This is a genomic window from Pseudovibrio sp. Ad5 (assembly GCF_001623095.1).
Lineage (GTDB): Bacteria > Pseudomonadota > Alphaproteobacteria > Rhizobiales > Stappiaceae > Pseudovibrio.
Genome location: NZ_LMCH01000022.1, coordinates 1 through 14,278 on the forward strand (window position 1 = coordinate 1; position 14,278 = coordinate 14,278).

The 14,278-nt window shown below is 48.0% G+C and carries 7 protein-coding genes and 2 pseudogenes; 7 read left to right on the plus strand and 2 right to left on the minus strand.

Features of this window, described 5'->3' with window-relative positions:
• Positions 1-385: 385 nt before the first annotated feature.
• Positions 386-1,416, minus strand: a pseudogene (locus tag PsAD5_RS11805) (IS110 family transposase).
• Positions 1,417-1,520: 104 nt separating this feature from the next.
• On the opposite strand from PsAD5_RS11805, the pseudogene PsAD5_RS11810 reads away from it, so the two are divergent.
• The 5 genes and pseudogenes from PsAD5_RS11810 to repC all read left to right on the plus strand — a co-directional run.
• Positions 1,521-2,966, plus strand: a pseudogene (locus PsAD5_RS11810) (Tn3 family transposase); the annotation flags it as partial.
• A gap of 188 nt (positions 2,967-3,154) precedes the next feature.
• The gene (locus PsAD5_RS11815) at positions 3,155-3,580 is read left to right on the plus strand and encodes a hypothetical protein (protein ID WP_153041371.1); all 426 of its coding nucleotides are present in this window, start codon (positions 3,155-3,157) and stop codon (positions 3,578-3,580) included.
• 479 nt (positions 3,581-4,059) lie between these two features.
• A complete protein-coding gene (locus tag PsAD5_RS11820) occupies positions 4,060-5,427 on the plus strand; it encodes an AAA family ATPase (protein WP_063292255.1) in 1,368 nt (455 codons plus the stop codon).
• Positions 5,427-6,440: a plasmid partitioning protein RepB gene (repB, locus tag PsAD5_RS11825; protein ID WP_063292256.1), complete on the plus strand. Its 1,014-nt coding sequence runs from the start codon at positions 5,427-5,429 to the stop codon at positions 6,438-6,440. Before PsAD5_RS11820 ends, repB begins: the two co-directional genes overlap by 1 nt.
• Before the next feature lie 209 nt (positions 6,441-6,649).
• Positions 6,650-7,744, plus strand: coding sequence for a plasmid replication protein RepC (gene repC, locus PsAD5_RS11830; protein WP_063292257.1), 1,095 nt, complete (start codon positions 6,650-6,652; stop codon positions 7,742-7,744).
• A gap of 148 nt (positions 7,745-7,892) precedes the next feature.
• On the opposite strand, the gene PsAD5_RS11835 is transcribed toward repC, so the two are convergent.
• Positions 7,893-10,127 carry a DNA topoisomerase gene (locus PsAD5_RS11835; RefSeq protein WP_084405950.1) on the minus strand — a complete coding sequence of 745 codons (2,235 nt, stop codon included), beginning with the start codon at positions 10,125-10,127 and terminating at the stop codon, positions 7,893-7,895.
• Positions 10,128-11,902: 1,775 nt separating this feature from the next.
• Between PsAD5_RS11835 and PsAD5_RS11845 the strand changes: the two genes are divergently transcribed.
• Both PsAD5_RS11845 and PsAD5_RS11855 read left to right on the plus strand, forming a co-directional pair.
• Positions 11,903-12,148 (plus strand): hypothetical protein, encoded by a 246-nt coding sequence (locus tag PsAD5_RS11845; RefSeq protein ID WP_063292260.1) that lies wholly within the window; start codon positions 11,903-11,905, stop codon positions 12,146-12,148.
• 1,384 nt (positions 12,149-13,532) lie between these two features.
• Positions 13,533-14,048, plus strand: coding sequence for an Hcp family type VI secretion system effector (locus PsAD5_RS11855; RefSeq protein ID WP_057465969.1), 516 nt, complete (start codon positions 13,533-13,535; stop codon positions 14,046-14,048).
• Positions 14,049-14,278 lie beyond the last annotated feature (230 nt).

Consider the following 14,278-nt stretch of genomic DNA (forward strand, 5'->3'; position numbering starts at 1 on the left):
CTTCGTACTATCCATAAGGGCCCGCGGTAGGAGATGCTGCATACAGAGGCCGGACACACGTAGGAACTCGACCGCATTCACTCAATCAGACGAAAAAACCGCTTGCATTTCCAGGGGCGTCCACACATGCATGTGTGGATGCTCCCGGTTTTGCAAGTGTCAATTTACTATCTGGAACAGGTTGATCAGGTGCAGTCATGTGTAAGGCCTCTGGATGTCGATGAACACCTACGGGCCGGTATGGAATACGCGAGAAAAGGTCCTAATCAGCTATGCGAACTCTGAGGTTCGGTGCATATTTGCGGTTTACCTTCACTCGGTATCGGTGATCGTTGTTCCTTACAGCTTTTGACCTTCTTGCATTGCCCTTGACTAGTCTAGATTCCTAGCAGGCAATTCGTTGCGGTTGCTCTATGTAATCTTGTTCCTTCCCAATCATTGCCCACAGGGCCCGTGCCATTTTATTGGCGATGGCTACAGCCGCCACAAGTCGGGGTTTTCGATCCAAAAGAGCCTCAAGTCACTTGTTTCGAAGCTTTCCAGGTCGAGCGTGGCGTTGATCAGGGACATGGCACCATTGATCAGAAGCCTTCGGATATCTTGTTGTCCCATCTTCGAAATTCTTCCTAAGCGCGCCTTGCCCCCGGTTGAATGTTGTTTGGGAACCAAGCCCAACCAGCTCGCAAAATCACGCCCGGACTCAAAGCTGTCCAACGACGGTGCAAATGCCTGAATGGCAGCAGCGGTCATGGGACCAACACCTGGCATCGTTTGTAAGCGTTTCGTCAACCGGTCTTGCCGAGTTCTGAGTTTTATCTTCTTCTCAAGCACTGTGATTTTGGTTGTACACTCCGCTATGCCCGAAACATAAAGACCCATGATCTCCCAAACATCATCGGGTAAAGATGTTTTTGCAGAATGGGCTGCTGCGATAAGCGCTTTAAATGCCTCGGTTCCTTTTGCTGAAACAATACCGAATTCAGCCAGATGTGCCCTTAAGGAATTCATTAATTGGGTGCGCTGTCGAACCAGTAAATCACGGCTCCTGAATACCGTTCCCAATCCCTGCTGGTCTGCAGATTTCACAGCAACAAACCGCATGGTGGGACGTACTGCCGCTTCGGCAATGGCTTCAGCATCATTGGTATCGTTCTTCTGCCGTTTCACAAATGGCTTAACGTAGACAGGTGGAATTAATTTCACTTCATGTCCGAGCTTGGCTATCTCCCGGCCCCAGAAGTGAGCAGTCGCGCACGCTTCCATTGCCACAGTACATTTATCCCATTTTGAAAGAAATTCGAGAACTCTGCTACGGCTAAGCTTTTTCCGGAAAATGATGCTTCCGTCCCTCCCTGCACCGTGCAAATGAAAAACTGCTTTAGCCAGATCAATCCCGATAAAATGAACCTCACCCATGAGATCCCCCTTCCTTGCTGACGTCATCAACATCACTACGGCATGCTTTGATGCCCGGTAGAGGGAGCATCCACTCCATCAGCTATGTGCCCACTAGGCCGTTAGATGGTGCAGCGTGGCTATCGAAGATGCAGGAACAGCTTGACTTCAACATCAAGCAGCTGGCCTACCGAGCACGCAATGGCAAGCTGAAGGACGTCCGACTGGAGAATGGTACACTCATCGTCACTCCTCATGCCAGCGATGTTCCTTCAGGCGTTGAGGAGCTGAACGAGGAACTCACGCAGATGTATCCACACGTGGAAGTGCCCGATCTTTTGCGGGATGTGCATGAATGGACCGGTTTTGCAGATCAGTTCACCCATGTGCGCACTGGGGATGCACCACACAACATTACCACCATGCTGGCAGGCACGCTGGCGGACGCCACAAACCTGGGTCCCAAAAGGATGGCTGGAGCCTCAAAAGGGATCAGCGCTCATCAAATTGGTTGGATGAGGATGTTCCATGCCAGGTCCGAGACCTACCGGGCAGCACAGGCTTGCATCGCAAATGCCCACGTCCTGCATCCCCACAGCCAGCTTTGGGGCAGCGGGTCTACCGCTTCAGCTGATGGTCAATTTTTTCGAGCCAGCGACCGCGCTGAAAAGCTTGGAGATGTGAACCTTCATTATAGCAATGAGCCTGGTTCGAAATTTTATAGCCACTTATCCGATCAATATGGGTATTTCGGTATCTTGCCCATCAGTCCGACAGAAAGTGAGGCCTTATATGTGCTTGATGGACTGTATGACCATGAAACCCGCTTAGAAATTGAAGAGATCTTTACTGACACGGGAGGTGCGAGTGATCACGTATTTGCATTACTTATGCTGACTGGACATCGGTTCTCACCGCGACTGCGGAACCTGAAAACCCGAAAGATCCATGCCTTTGAAAAGGCTGAGACCTATCCGGCTCTCGCCAGCCATATTGGTACTCCAATCAACACTACTCTCATTCTGGATCATTGGGAGGATCTGCTGCATCTGGCAGCTTCTGTGACAACAAGAGCAGTGTCTCCGTCAACCATATTGAAGAAGCTGGCCTCTTCGTCAAAGCCCAGCCTTCTTGACAAAGCTTTGCGGGAACTGGGCCGTTTAGAGCGTTCGCTGTTTATGATCGAATGGTATTCTGATCCTGCCTTACGGCAACGCTGCAGAGCAGGCCTCAACAAAGGTGAAGCGGCTCACAAGCTCAAACGAGCGGTATTCTTCCATGAACGCGGTGAGATCCGCGATCGCTCATTTGACGGCCAGGCATTTCGTGCCTCAGGTCTCAACCTTGTCGTCAGTGCTATTGTTTACTGGAACACGGTTTATCTCAGCCGCATCGTCCAACACCTCCGCGATCAAGGTCGAGATATTCCCAACACCCTGCTCAAGCACATTTCCCCTCTCGCATGGGAGCACATCAATCTGACAGGTATCTATTCCTGGGATAGCGAGCTTGCATTTAATGATACCTACAGACCTCTACGACTTCCGAGACCAATATCAGACGCAGCCTGATGTTCTAGCTCTGTTCTTTCTTAGCGTACGATTTTTAGCAAATCTTGTTCTGGCCCCTACCTGACGGAAGCCCTGCCTGGTATTTGTGCCATGAGGATCTCGGTGAGCTGGGGCGCTTTACCGTGCAAGGAACGGCAGACGGTCACTCTAGGATTTTGACCGAGATAACAGGCAACGATGACGATCCAATGGCCGATAAGCGAAGGGAAGTATTTGCACCGATAGCACTTGCGCTGAACAAGGAGCTAGAGCGGCTTATGGGTAGCATCGAGGAAGCTCCACATTCGCATCAGACACCCCCTCCTGGTGCATCACACGTGGTTCCAAGCAAGCTCACGCAATGCGGTCGCTGCAATGGTTTTTATGCTCATTTAGTGTTTGCTGAAAATCCCGCGACACGAGGAGAGCTGGAAAATATTGCACGCATGATGTTTGACAAGATCAAGCAACTGAACTTGCCAACATGGATTATTGGGGCTCCCATGGAGCCTGGTGTACCAGAGTCAGCGAAGTCCATGGTTCTCAAGGTGTGGCCGGAAAGGCAGGATATGCAGTTTCTAACACCTGACGAGTTCAACGCCATCCTGAGATCTCTCGAAAGCGAGCACTGCTAATTAATAAACAAAAAATGACATGCTTGGGTGACAAAAATGGCGCTCACATATCTATTACAACACATTCACACTTAGATTCTCTTGTAATTAAAACATGCGGTATGGCTCATAAGAGCCATACTTTAATTTTCTAAATCAGTGGCTAAAGCCACTGAAATGGCTCTTGAAAAGAGAACCTTGCATAGATTGATTTCCAACAAGACGAATCTAGAAAATAAAATATTTAGATATAGGATTGTTGGGAGCCATATAAAATTGTGACTACTAACAGTTAACCGCCCATATCAAATACCTACATAAATAATGACGATATATAGGCGTAATATATTGAAATTACATTGTAATTTGTGATTTAAATTTCAATCAATGTTGGCATCTTAACTCACTCTTAACCATTAAAAAGTTGACTGAGTTTCATGTTTAGGGTCTTTATATGCTGAAACCCCCCTTTTGCTTCGATTGTAGGGCAGAGTAGTACAATGCATATTGGTGACACTGAATTTATGGAACGTGATAGTGAGATGCTCTTAAGCCGTGTTTCCGACGACAAAAATAAAATTGCGTTTTTGATCGAAGCAACGGCGCTTAATGCTACTGATCCTCATACTCATAAGGTAATGCGGACATTTCTACCACGCGAAGCAGCAGAAAGAGTGGGCGTTACGCCAAAATACTTCAACCAAGTAGCGAATGAACTTGGACTAGATGTTGAGCGAGACGAAAGAAATAAATATCGTGCTTATTCATTGAATAATATCAATGAAGTACGGAAAGAACTGGCTCGGAGAAATGTAGACCGACCAGAAAAGGCCCTGCAATATGACCCCCAACGTCGTGAAGGGGAAGATCTTGCTGTGATGGGTTTTGTAAACTTCAAGGGTGGTTCCGCTAAGACCACAACGAGCGTTCATTTTGCCCAATATGCAGCACTTCAAGGTTATAGAGTTTTGTTCCTTGATCTTGATCCTCAAGGATCTGCTAGCACTATGTTTGGGTACCAGCCTGTGTTGATTGAGGCTGATATGTCTATCAATGCAGCCCTGCGATATGAAGATCCGATTAGTCTGCGTGAAATAGTCCAACCGACTTTTTTTGAAGGTATTAATATTGGCCTGGGTGGTCAGTGGATGGCTGAATGGGAGCAGGATACACCTCGTGTTATGGCCGATGCGCACCACTATGGTGATACTGCGAAAAAAGCAATTCCAGCATTGAGAGCGGAGAAGCAGACACCAGGCCTGACAGAGAGTCGCATTGATGAGATTGAACAGGAACTTGCTGCCTGGGAACACATTGTTGAGGTAGGTGATAGTGCTCTACATTTCTTCATGCGCCTTAAAGAGGCGCTAGAAGATGTTAAAGATCAATACGATATCGTGGTATGTGACACCCAACCTGCCCTGCACTTTGCTAGCCAAGCAACAATTGGTGCTTCCAATCATATGCTTCTGACTATTCAACCTGAATGGTTAGATATTAAGTCAATGCATCAGTATTTGACTGCACTGGAAGCTCATTTGGAAACGCTTGATCGCAGCAGTGCATTAGTTGGTAAGGATGCAAGGTATAAGCAAAAAACTATGCATTACCTCATTACACGTTTTGAGCAAAATGATGCGGCAATGGCTTCGATTGCGCAAATGATGCGTGAAGAATTGGGCAATGTACTTGAGAATCCAATGCCAAAATCAACAGCTGTATCTCAAGCAGGGCTTTTGAACTGCACGCTTTATGAAGGCCAAGGAAAAGACTTCAATAGAGAGACTTATAAGCGCGGTATTGAAGCTATGAATGCGGTTAACTCTGAGATCGAAAACATCATATTAAATGGCTGGGGGCGGATGTAGTGTCTAAGACCGTAGGTAAGTTCAATGCTGGAATTCGTGCAAAAGCGGAAGAGCTGCGCAAAAAGGCTGCTCTACCAGAAACTCCACGCCCCCCAATTCGTCCTAATGGTCCGCAAGACACGCTTAATAAAGCAGTATCGGTTTCTTTGGATGATACTCAGATAAGCGATGCTCCCGCCAAGGATGTTCAAGCCATTAAAGCCTCTCTTTGCGAACCTTCTTCTATCAAGGATAGGATGGATGTTGCAGTTGATGCAGAGCTAGAGGATCTTATTCAGTCTATCAGAGATGATGGGCAAAAAGTTCCTATTTTGGTGCGCCCTCACCTAGACAAGCCTGGCCACTATGAGATCGCTTATGGGCGACGAAGATGGAAGGCTTGTCTAGAACTTGGTATAGCAGTTTTAGCGATTATTGACCGCAACCTAAACAACGAGCAATTGGTGATTGCTCAAGGTAAGGAAAATCATGAGCGCAAGAACCTTTCCTACATAGAAACAGCCGTGTTTGTAGAGAAGGTATCTAAGAATTATCCTAGTAAGGTTGTAATGGCAGCCATTGGTGTAAATGCCAGATCTGTACTTGCAACTTACTCGAAAGTTACGAGGAACATTCCACCAGGCCTGATTGATCTAATTGGGCCTGCTCCCAAGATAGGGCGACCTAAGTGGGAAGCACTTGCGAATACCTTTGAAAAAGGCCTCCAAAGCGGTGCTGGTTTCATGAAGATGATGAACGCTTTTGCCGTTTCTGAGGATTGGCTCAAAGCCGATAGTAATCAGCGCTTTAAAAAGGTTTTTGAGTTAGCGACTAAACAGAGCAAGGCTGCTGAACCTGAAGGGGCTAAAGAGGCTTTTTTATCTATTGATGGCAAGTTGCTAGTGGAAGTCTCGACCAGGAAGAATGGTTTTAAGTTTGGTTTCGTGGGTAAAGAAGGTGACGAGTTGAGTGCTTTTTTGAAAGCTCGGATGCATAGTCTTATTAAAGAATTTGAGAGCGAAAGGCACCCATGAAGCATTAAGGCTAAAAAAGAAAGGACCTGCTGGTAACAGGCCCTTCTTGATAATCCAAAACGCCTAGGCGCTTCGAACTCTTTCTTAGCAACATAGAGTTTAGTGCTGAACGGTAAACGAATCAACTCATTTCCTCTGGGTTGAGCTGTTTTTTGCGGCGTTTTGAACGGTTCCAATTGCTCATTTTGGGCATTTTTAGGATTGGTCGAATGTTGCATACAGAAGCAATTACTCGTTTTCGTAGACTGAACGCTGCGGCGCTGGCAAGTCAGCAACTTGCTAGTTCTCCTCTTCCCTCTCAAGTCAATAAATCCACCCTTTCAAACGTAGTTAAGAGGGTTTGTCCCGCACTCGGCGTAACTGGAACAGCCTACCATGTGCTTGATATTCTGCTCGGTCTAGTTAAGGAAGATGATCTAGGTGAGGGCAGATCACCTGTTGTAGCTATTTCAAATATAAAGTTAGCAAACTATGTGTGTCGAAGTGAGCGCTCGGTAATTCGTGCGATTAAGAAACTGGTTGAAGCTGGTCTGCTTGCATACCGCGATAGTGGTAATGGGCGTAGGTTCGTGAACAGCCGAGGCGAAGCATATGGATTGGACCTAACACCAGCTTGCAAGAGGCTACCAGAGCTGCGGAAGCAAGCTGAGGCTTATAAAGTACGCCTTGAAGCTGAACGTGCATTAAAACGCAGAAGTAGAGGCTTGGTTCGCTCTATAAATGACGCATGTGCTGAGCTTTCAGATCAAGGTAATTCGATAAAGGCAGATGAATATTGTCAGCGAATTATTGCGATTATGGAAACTTCACAGAGCCTCTCTGACAAGACTCGTTTTTTAGAGGACCTATATGAAGAGGTGCTAAGCGCTACTGCAACGGGATTTTCGCAATACGAAGTAGAACCAGATATTCCAGATAAACCTGTTGATCCAGTTCCGGCTCTTAGTAGCATTGAAAATGTGAGGTCTAGGGAAAGCAATATTTCAATCGAAGTATTAGTACGCGCCATCCCAATGACAATTGAGAATTTTATACCTTCGGTTCGAAGTTGGAAAGAATTAAGGGGAGAGGCAGATATACTGCGCCTCGCAATAGGCTTGAGTGAACATGCTTGGAAAAAGGCAATTCATGAACTCGGATTGAACCTTGCGGCGGCTTGCCTAGCTGTGGTTGTTGAAAAAGTACTGCGAGAACCTGACAAACTGACCAGACCTGCTGGATACTTCAACGGTATGGTTGCAAAAGCGCAGTTGGGTGAACTCCATCTTGACAAGACTGTCTGGGGATTGAGCTGTAAACATTGAAGGCTGTATTCGATGACAAAAGCGAAATATTTTAACTCTATGTATTTATTGATCTATTTGAAGGATGTTCGCAACTGCGAACGTATTATACAGCTTTCTCAAAAGACGCAGATAATTGATCGTGTACCTTTTGAGAAAGAATATTTCGCTATTTCTTTTTGAACATCTTATCAAGCAGCACCTTGGCGATCTTGGGAGATACCTTGTTCGGATAGCCTTTAGGTTCCTTGATTTTCCCCTCTTCAACGAACTTAGAGATCCACTTCATTTGGCTCTCACTGGCAAAGTTATTCGCGTCAATCCAGCTGCTCAGAGCCCTTGCTGAGCTTTTGGCTTCATCAGGAAGAGGCTGTCCCAACCGTTCAGCTATCATCATTGCCAACTTGAGCTGCGCCGGGCTTGGAGCGGATGGCTCCCCTGCCCGCTCCTTCATTGGTCCCAGATAAGCCCGCAACGTGTCATAGCTTGCCAGATCAGCGCGGGTCAGACGCTTGCCCTCGCGCTCAGCTTTGCCTTTGGCTGCTTTGATCATGGCCGGGCTCGGTTTACGCTGAATATCGAGCTTTGCCCCCTGCCCGTCCAGAATATCAATTGCCGTCTTTGCAGAACTGCAGATCTCATGGATAATTTCATCTGCACCGGCACGACCACTCACAATGTCATCAAGGCGCGCTTCCATTGTTGCGGTCGTTGCTGGATCAAGCAGAGAAGGACACCGGCCCTGCAGAAGGTGGTAGAGCTGCATAGCCGTATCGCTTGCAAAGAGTTTGCCCTTCGAGACAGTCAGGAAGCTTTGCTTCTTTAACCCTTCAATTATGGTGTCTCTGGTTGCCGGAGTACCAATGCCTTTGGCTTCCTTCAGCCGTGCACGCTGGCCCTCATCTTCAACAAACCTCCATGCGTTTTGCATGGCTTCAATCAAAGACCCTTCCGTGTAACGGGCAGGCGCTTTTGTCTTCTTAGCATCAATGCTGACAGCTGAGACCCGCACGCCTTCACCGTCTCGAACCTGAGGCAATTCTGCCTCGCTATCTGAGGGCGGTTTGTCCTCGATGAACTCACTGTAAACAGCACGCCAGCCTAGATGGATTGTAGAACGGCCAACTGTCTTGAAGACAACAGCCTGACCGTTCACCGGCACACTGATAGCAATCTGTGTTTGGTGATATTCGTAATCAGGGCCAAGCGCTGCAAGGAATGTCTTGGCTATGAAATCAAATAGCTTTCGCTCGTCAGCGTTCAGTCCTGCAATGATCTTTGAAAACTGCTCGATCACAGCTGGATTGGGGATGATGGCATGATGAGATTCACCAGCTAGTCCGGCATCCGAGAACACACCGCGTTTGCCTGTCCGAATTGTTGGGGCCTGCCAGTCCAGATCCTTCACATAGCCGCCGCCAATAAGAGCAGCAAACACTGCGCTTGCTCCTTCAACCATGTTCTCAGGAAGATAGCGCACAGCAGCGCGTGGATAGGTTGTCAGTTTGTGGATCTCATAAAGAGCCTGTGCCACGTCTAATGTTTTCTTCGCCGTCCAACCCCATTTTGCTGCTTGCTTTTGCAAGCTTGGAAGATCAACGGGCTTGCCTGGAGCCTGACGCCGGTTTTCCTGTGTGACGCTGGCTGGACCGTGCCAGCCGGTTGTGGCTGCAGCGATTGCTTCAGCTGTAGCCTTTTCAAAATAGCGCTCGCTATCTGCAGGTCGATGGTGAAGTTGGAACACGCCATGTTCACCTTGAACATCTGCAGTCAGTTCAAAGTAATCTCGTGGCTTGAAGTCGGAAAGCTCTTGCTCACGCCTGCAGACAATTCCAAGCGTTGGGGTGCGAACACGGCCAATGCCAATAACAGCACGCACGCCAGAAGGCACCAGTCTGGTCGTTGCGGTTCTGGTCAGACTGAGATTGAACACCTGATCGGCCTGAGCACGGGCGACCGCTGCATCATAAAGTGAACGATAACTGGCGTTGGGTTTGGTGCTGGCAAACGCATCGCGAAGCGTCTTTTCATCTTCTGCAGTAAACATAGCTCGCAGAACACGGCCCTTATAGCCGTAAAAATGCAAAAGGTTCTCACCAATTGCCTGACCCTCGCGGTCGCAGTCAGTCGCAATGATGACTTGATCGGCACTGCTTAAGGCCCGCTTGATTTTATCAAGGCGCTCACCCTTACCGCTGGTTCTGTCAGTAACCAACCCATACCGGCCACCTTGTGGGCGCAGCAGATCTGAAGACCATGCTTTCCAATCCGGATTGGCTTCTTCAGGAGATTGAAGCCGCAGCAAGTGTCCTTGTGCCGCCAGTACCTCTCCATATCGAGATCCAACAGCCTTCATGACATTGCGGGCTTGCGAGGGTTTTTCTGTAATGACGATTGATTTCATGGTGCCCCATGCAACTAAAATGGTTCATTTTGCGCGTGCTCGAAAAGGTGATTTCTTGAAAGTCTTCAGAGCGGAGGAGGCAACTCCGGTCCAAATTTCAATCATCCAGATTCTACTTGAACAGTCCGGGGCTGCAAGCACAATTCGACCAGGACGGTCGCAGGCTCAAGCTTTTGGCACTGACTGAGAGACTGACACACGAGCCCGCCAGATGGAGCGGACGGTTTCAGGTCTTTTCTTACCTGCCATCACAATCAATTCTTGAACAAGAGGTTAAGGCGGTGGGTCTATACGGGGTGTGACTACGGGATCGGCACGGCGGCAACGCTGCGCTACGCCTTGTTGCTCTCCCTTCGCCCCACGCTTTGCCGCTGCGCGCTACTTAAAACACGCCTGCGGCCTGTTTTATTAGGCTTGCAATTGGGTGCTCAGCACCCGCTTTGAGAAAAGAAACCGATGTATCCAGCAGAGTTTGAAAAGCTGGTGCAGCTTCATATCAATTCTGATCTGGACGTGAGGACATTTGAGGGCAGGGGGGAAAGCTCGCGGCCCTCAAATAGAACAGCGTTCGGGGTCGTTGCACGTGAAAGCAAAGATCATTGAGGCGGTCTTGTGAGGGTGAGCAGGGAGGGAAGTAAATTGAGCAGGGATAGGAGATAGTTTTGGAGGATCAAGGCTAAGCTTCAAAATATTTATGACAGGGGTTTTTACTTCAGATCTGAAATGAGAGCTCAAACAGTGAAAGCGAAGGTGATCTTCAGGCGATGAAATGAGTAAGGCAAGTGAAAGATCAAGCGGAAGGGAAGAATTTAAAAACAGCTTTTTAAGCGGGTAGCGAACTTAAGAGGTTCTAAGATCTGGAGTTGGATCGGGAGTTCTCAAGTTGGTTGCAATCTGAGCTGTAGAAAAATAACGAACAAGGTTTTGAGTGCTGGTAGCAAGATGACTATCTGATGTATCTAACTGATAATAATAGTGAAATCTAAGAGGCTTCATAGTTTCATTGTTTTGAAAATGAAAAGATGGGCCAATCGTATCTGAAGTTCGATCTGAAACGAGATATCGAAACTTACCAGTTGTCTAGCAAGGGTTCAGGTGAGCTGATGTGGCTTCCTCTGCATTCGAAATAGACTAGCTATATCAATTTGTTATAGCGTATTCTTGAAGATCTGCAGTCAGTTATGTTTGTGGTGTTAGATCAGCGGATGAAGCTTGATTAGCGTTGTTTTTCAAGTCTGTAAGTCGTGTTTTTGGAAGGCTGGTATGAGTTGCTGGATCGTAAGATGGGTGATCACGATGAGTAAGAGCTTCTGAACCTGACCTTTGCTGAAATAATATCTGATGAAATCTTGCGCCGGATTTTAGAGCATAAGAAACAATAGCGCAGGGGCACGTCTGCTGTGCAGACCGGGCCTGTCCACGCGCCTTTGGCGCTTACCAAGCCACACACCTCCACACTTAATGTCTCATAATTTCCCCCTGCCGTCTCTAACGAGCCAGCAACGGCAAAACTCAACCTAAAGCGCTCCACTGTCTGTCTCGGCCATGCGGGGACTGTCCCTCGTGCAAGGAAAGGCGGAAAGCCGCTCAGCGGCTTCCATTACCTGCTGTTCTCTAAGTCTCCCTTCAGCATGGTCAAGGCAACCTGCAAGCAGGCATTCAAAGAATGACCTTGACCACACTGAACGGCTTTCCATGACGAGAAAAGTGAAACGAACCTTCCAGAGGGGGAGGGGAGTGGACACTTAACTCATCTCCAACAAGGAGCAAGTTTTATGGGAACCCAAACACATCAGGCCTTAATCCCAGAAGCCTCAAACGAGGCTGAAGAAAAGATCTACACGGCACTGAGAGGTACGCCGGATCCCGACAAAGCAGTGCATGCAGCTGTCACGCTCATTCTAGCTTATGCATCCTACAGATCCTATGAACCTGAAATGGGGCTGGTTGAGACGGCGATGGAACACGCTCTGGAAGCGTTCTCAATTGAAAAGGCCGATGTCATTGATGAGGAGGCATAACAGAGGCCCTGTCCGGCTACCTAGGTTTCAAAGTACGCATGGTTCGAAGACGACTGGCATCTGTCTTCGAACTCTTCTTATCAATGGTCCTGAAGGCCGTGTCATTTAACACTCAGCCGCAATCAACCTCAATTGAGGCTCGACAATGTGTAACAAGGCCAGATGTTGCCTTCGACTTCAATTGTTGTAGGATGAGGCAAGGTGTTGATGAATAGAAGGAACCTAATGTTTAAATATTTGATAAGCGCATCAGCGGTAGGATTGTTGTTTGCAGCAATTTATGATTTCTCGTCCCAGCCTAACAACGACAATGACAAATACGCATACCCTATGAAAAATAGCGAATTTGCGCACCTACAATCTCAACTCGCCAATCATGACCTCGTTATGCAAGCGCCCCTAGAGTGGGTCACTCATGCATGTTCAATTGTAATCGAACAGGATATGAAACGCATAGAACATGCTAGGGCGACTGGAGGAAGTGCTATGCCCTCGCTGACTTGGTGCGGTAAACGGTTGTCTCTTCGCAATCATAGTCTTTAACTCTGATCCGCCCCATCAGCCACGTAGATTGCGCCCAGATGCAATAAGCTGCTGCTTTGTCTCACATAATTTGAGCCGAAAATCAGGATAATCTCAAGCATAAGCATCGGCGATCTTTTCTTATGAAAAAACAAGTCTTTTGGGTGATTGGAAGCCATATTTCAGGAGGTTGTCGTCCGTTAGACGTTCCTTTGGCGGACAAGTTGGCTGCAGAGCCTCAGAACGCCGTTTCTACTCACTCTCAAGCCTATTCAACCTGGCCTGTATCGCCAAACGGCCATGCGCGCCTACAGCCTCTAATCTCGTGGGACTTCTCGTACCTTTATGCCGATGGACCCGAAATTCTACGTTTCTTTGAACGTTAGAGCGAGCCTAAGGCACGCTTGGAAAAAATTACACGTATCATGAACATCCCCCATTGAAGGATTGTTCCAAATATCCCTTACATTTCAATGACGGGCCAAAAACGGCCCAAGCTGGGCCTAAAACGGCCCACCGATTTCTCTGGTTTATCAATAATATAGCTGATTTGCTTAGACCTCGGTAACTTTCTGGGCCATTTCTGGCCCAACTTTACGCTGCGGTATTTAATTTACAGCACCGCGCCGTGAGTGATTTTACACATGATTTGAAATTAATTTCTATTGATATCTCAAGAGTTAAATATGTTTCGTGCATTCTTGGATGCTGGTTTTGTCAAGTTGGCATGCAAGTTGCAATTGTGTTGGTACGCTGTCGCAGACTGGGGTCTGGGGCTGTGGCCCATTGTTGTCAAATGGGGTTCATTTATTTGTTTTGCTGCGTCTGTCCGCACACGGAGGGCGCTCACCAGGAGCATACTATGCCAACACCCGCTTATATCACCATTGAAGGGTCAACTCAGGGTCCAATCACTCAAGGCGCGTTTACTGAAGATTCCGTCGGTAACGTGTGGCAGGAAGGCCATGAAGACGAGATCATGGTGCAGGCCATTGATCACACTGTCATCATTCCTCGTGATATCCAGTCCGGCCAGCCAGCTGGTCAGCGCGTGCACACTCCGTTCAAGTTCACCTGCTCCATGAACAAGTCCATCCCGCTGCTTTACAATGCGCTGGTCTCCGGTGAGATGCTGCCGAAGTGTGAAGTCAAATGGTACCGCACCAATTCTTCCGGCAAGCAGGAGCATTTCTTCACCACCTCCTTTGAAGATGCGCTGATCACCAACATCGAGTGTGGCCTGCCACATTGTCAGGATCCGAAGAATGCTGACTTCACGCAGCTGATCACCATTGAACTGTCTTACCGCAAGATCATGTGGGAACACACAGTCTCCGGCACGTCCGGTGCTGATGACTGGCGCGCGCCTGCAGCTTAAGTCTCCATTCTCAATAAGGATGGAAGTCAAATCCGGGCCAGCTTTGGCCCGGACACTGCCTATGGGTGAGTTAAACGATAGGCAGTCTTTGATTTGGGCCGTGATCTGCGGAGTTGGAATATGCAGTTTGTCTCTGGCAAAGCCTCAGCAAAGCGCGGCTACTTGCGCAGCTTCTTTCGCAGCTTGCTGTGGCGACGGCGCAAGGTGGAGGCAATTGCTGGATTTGGATC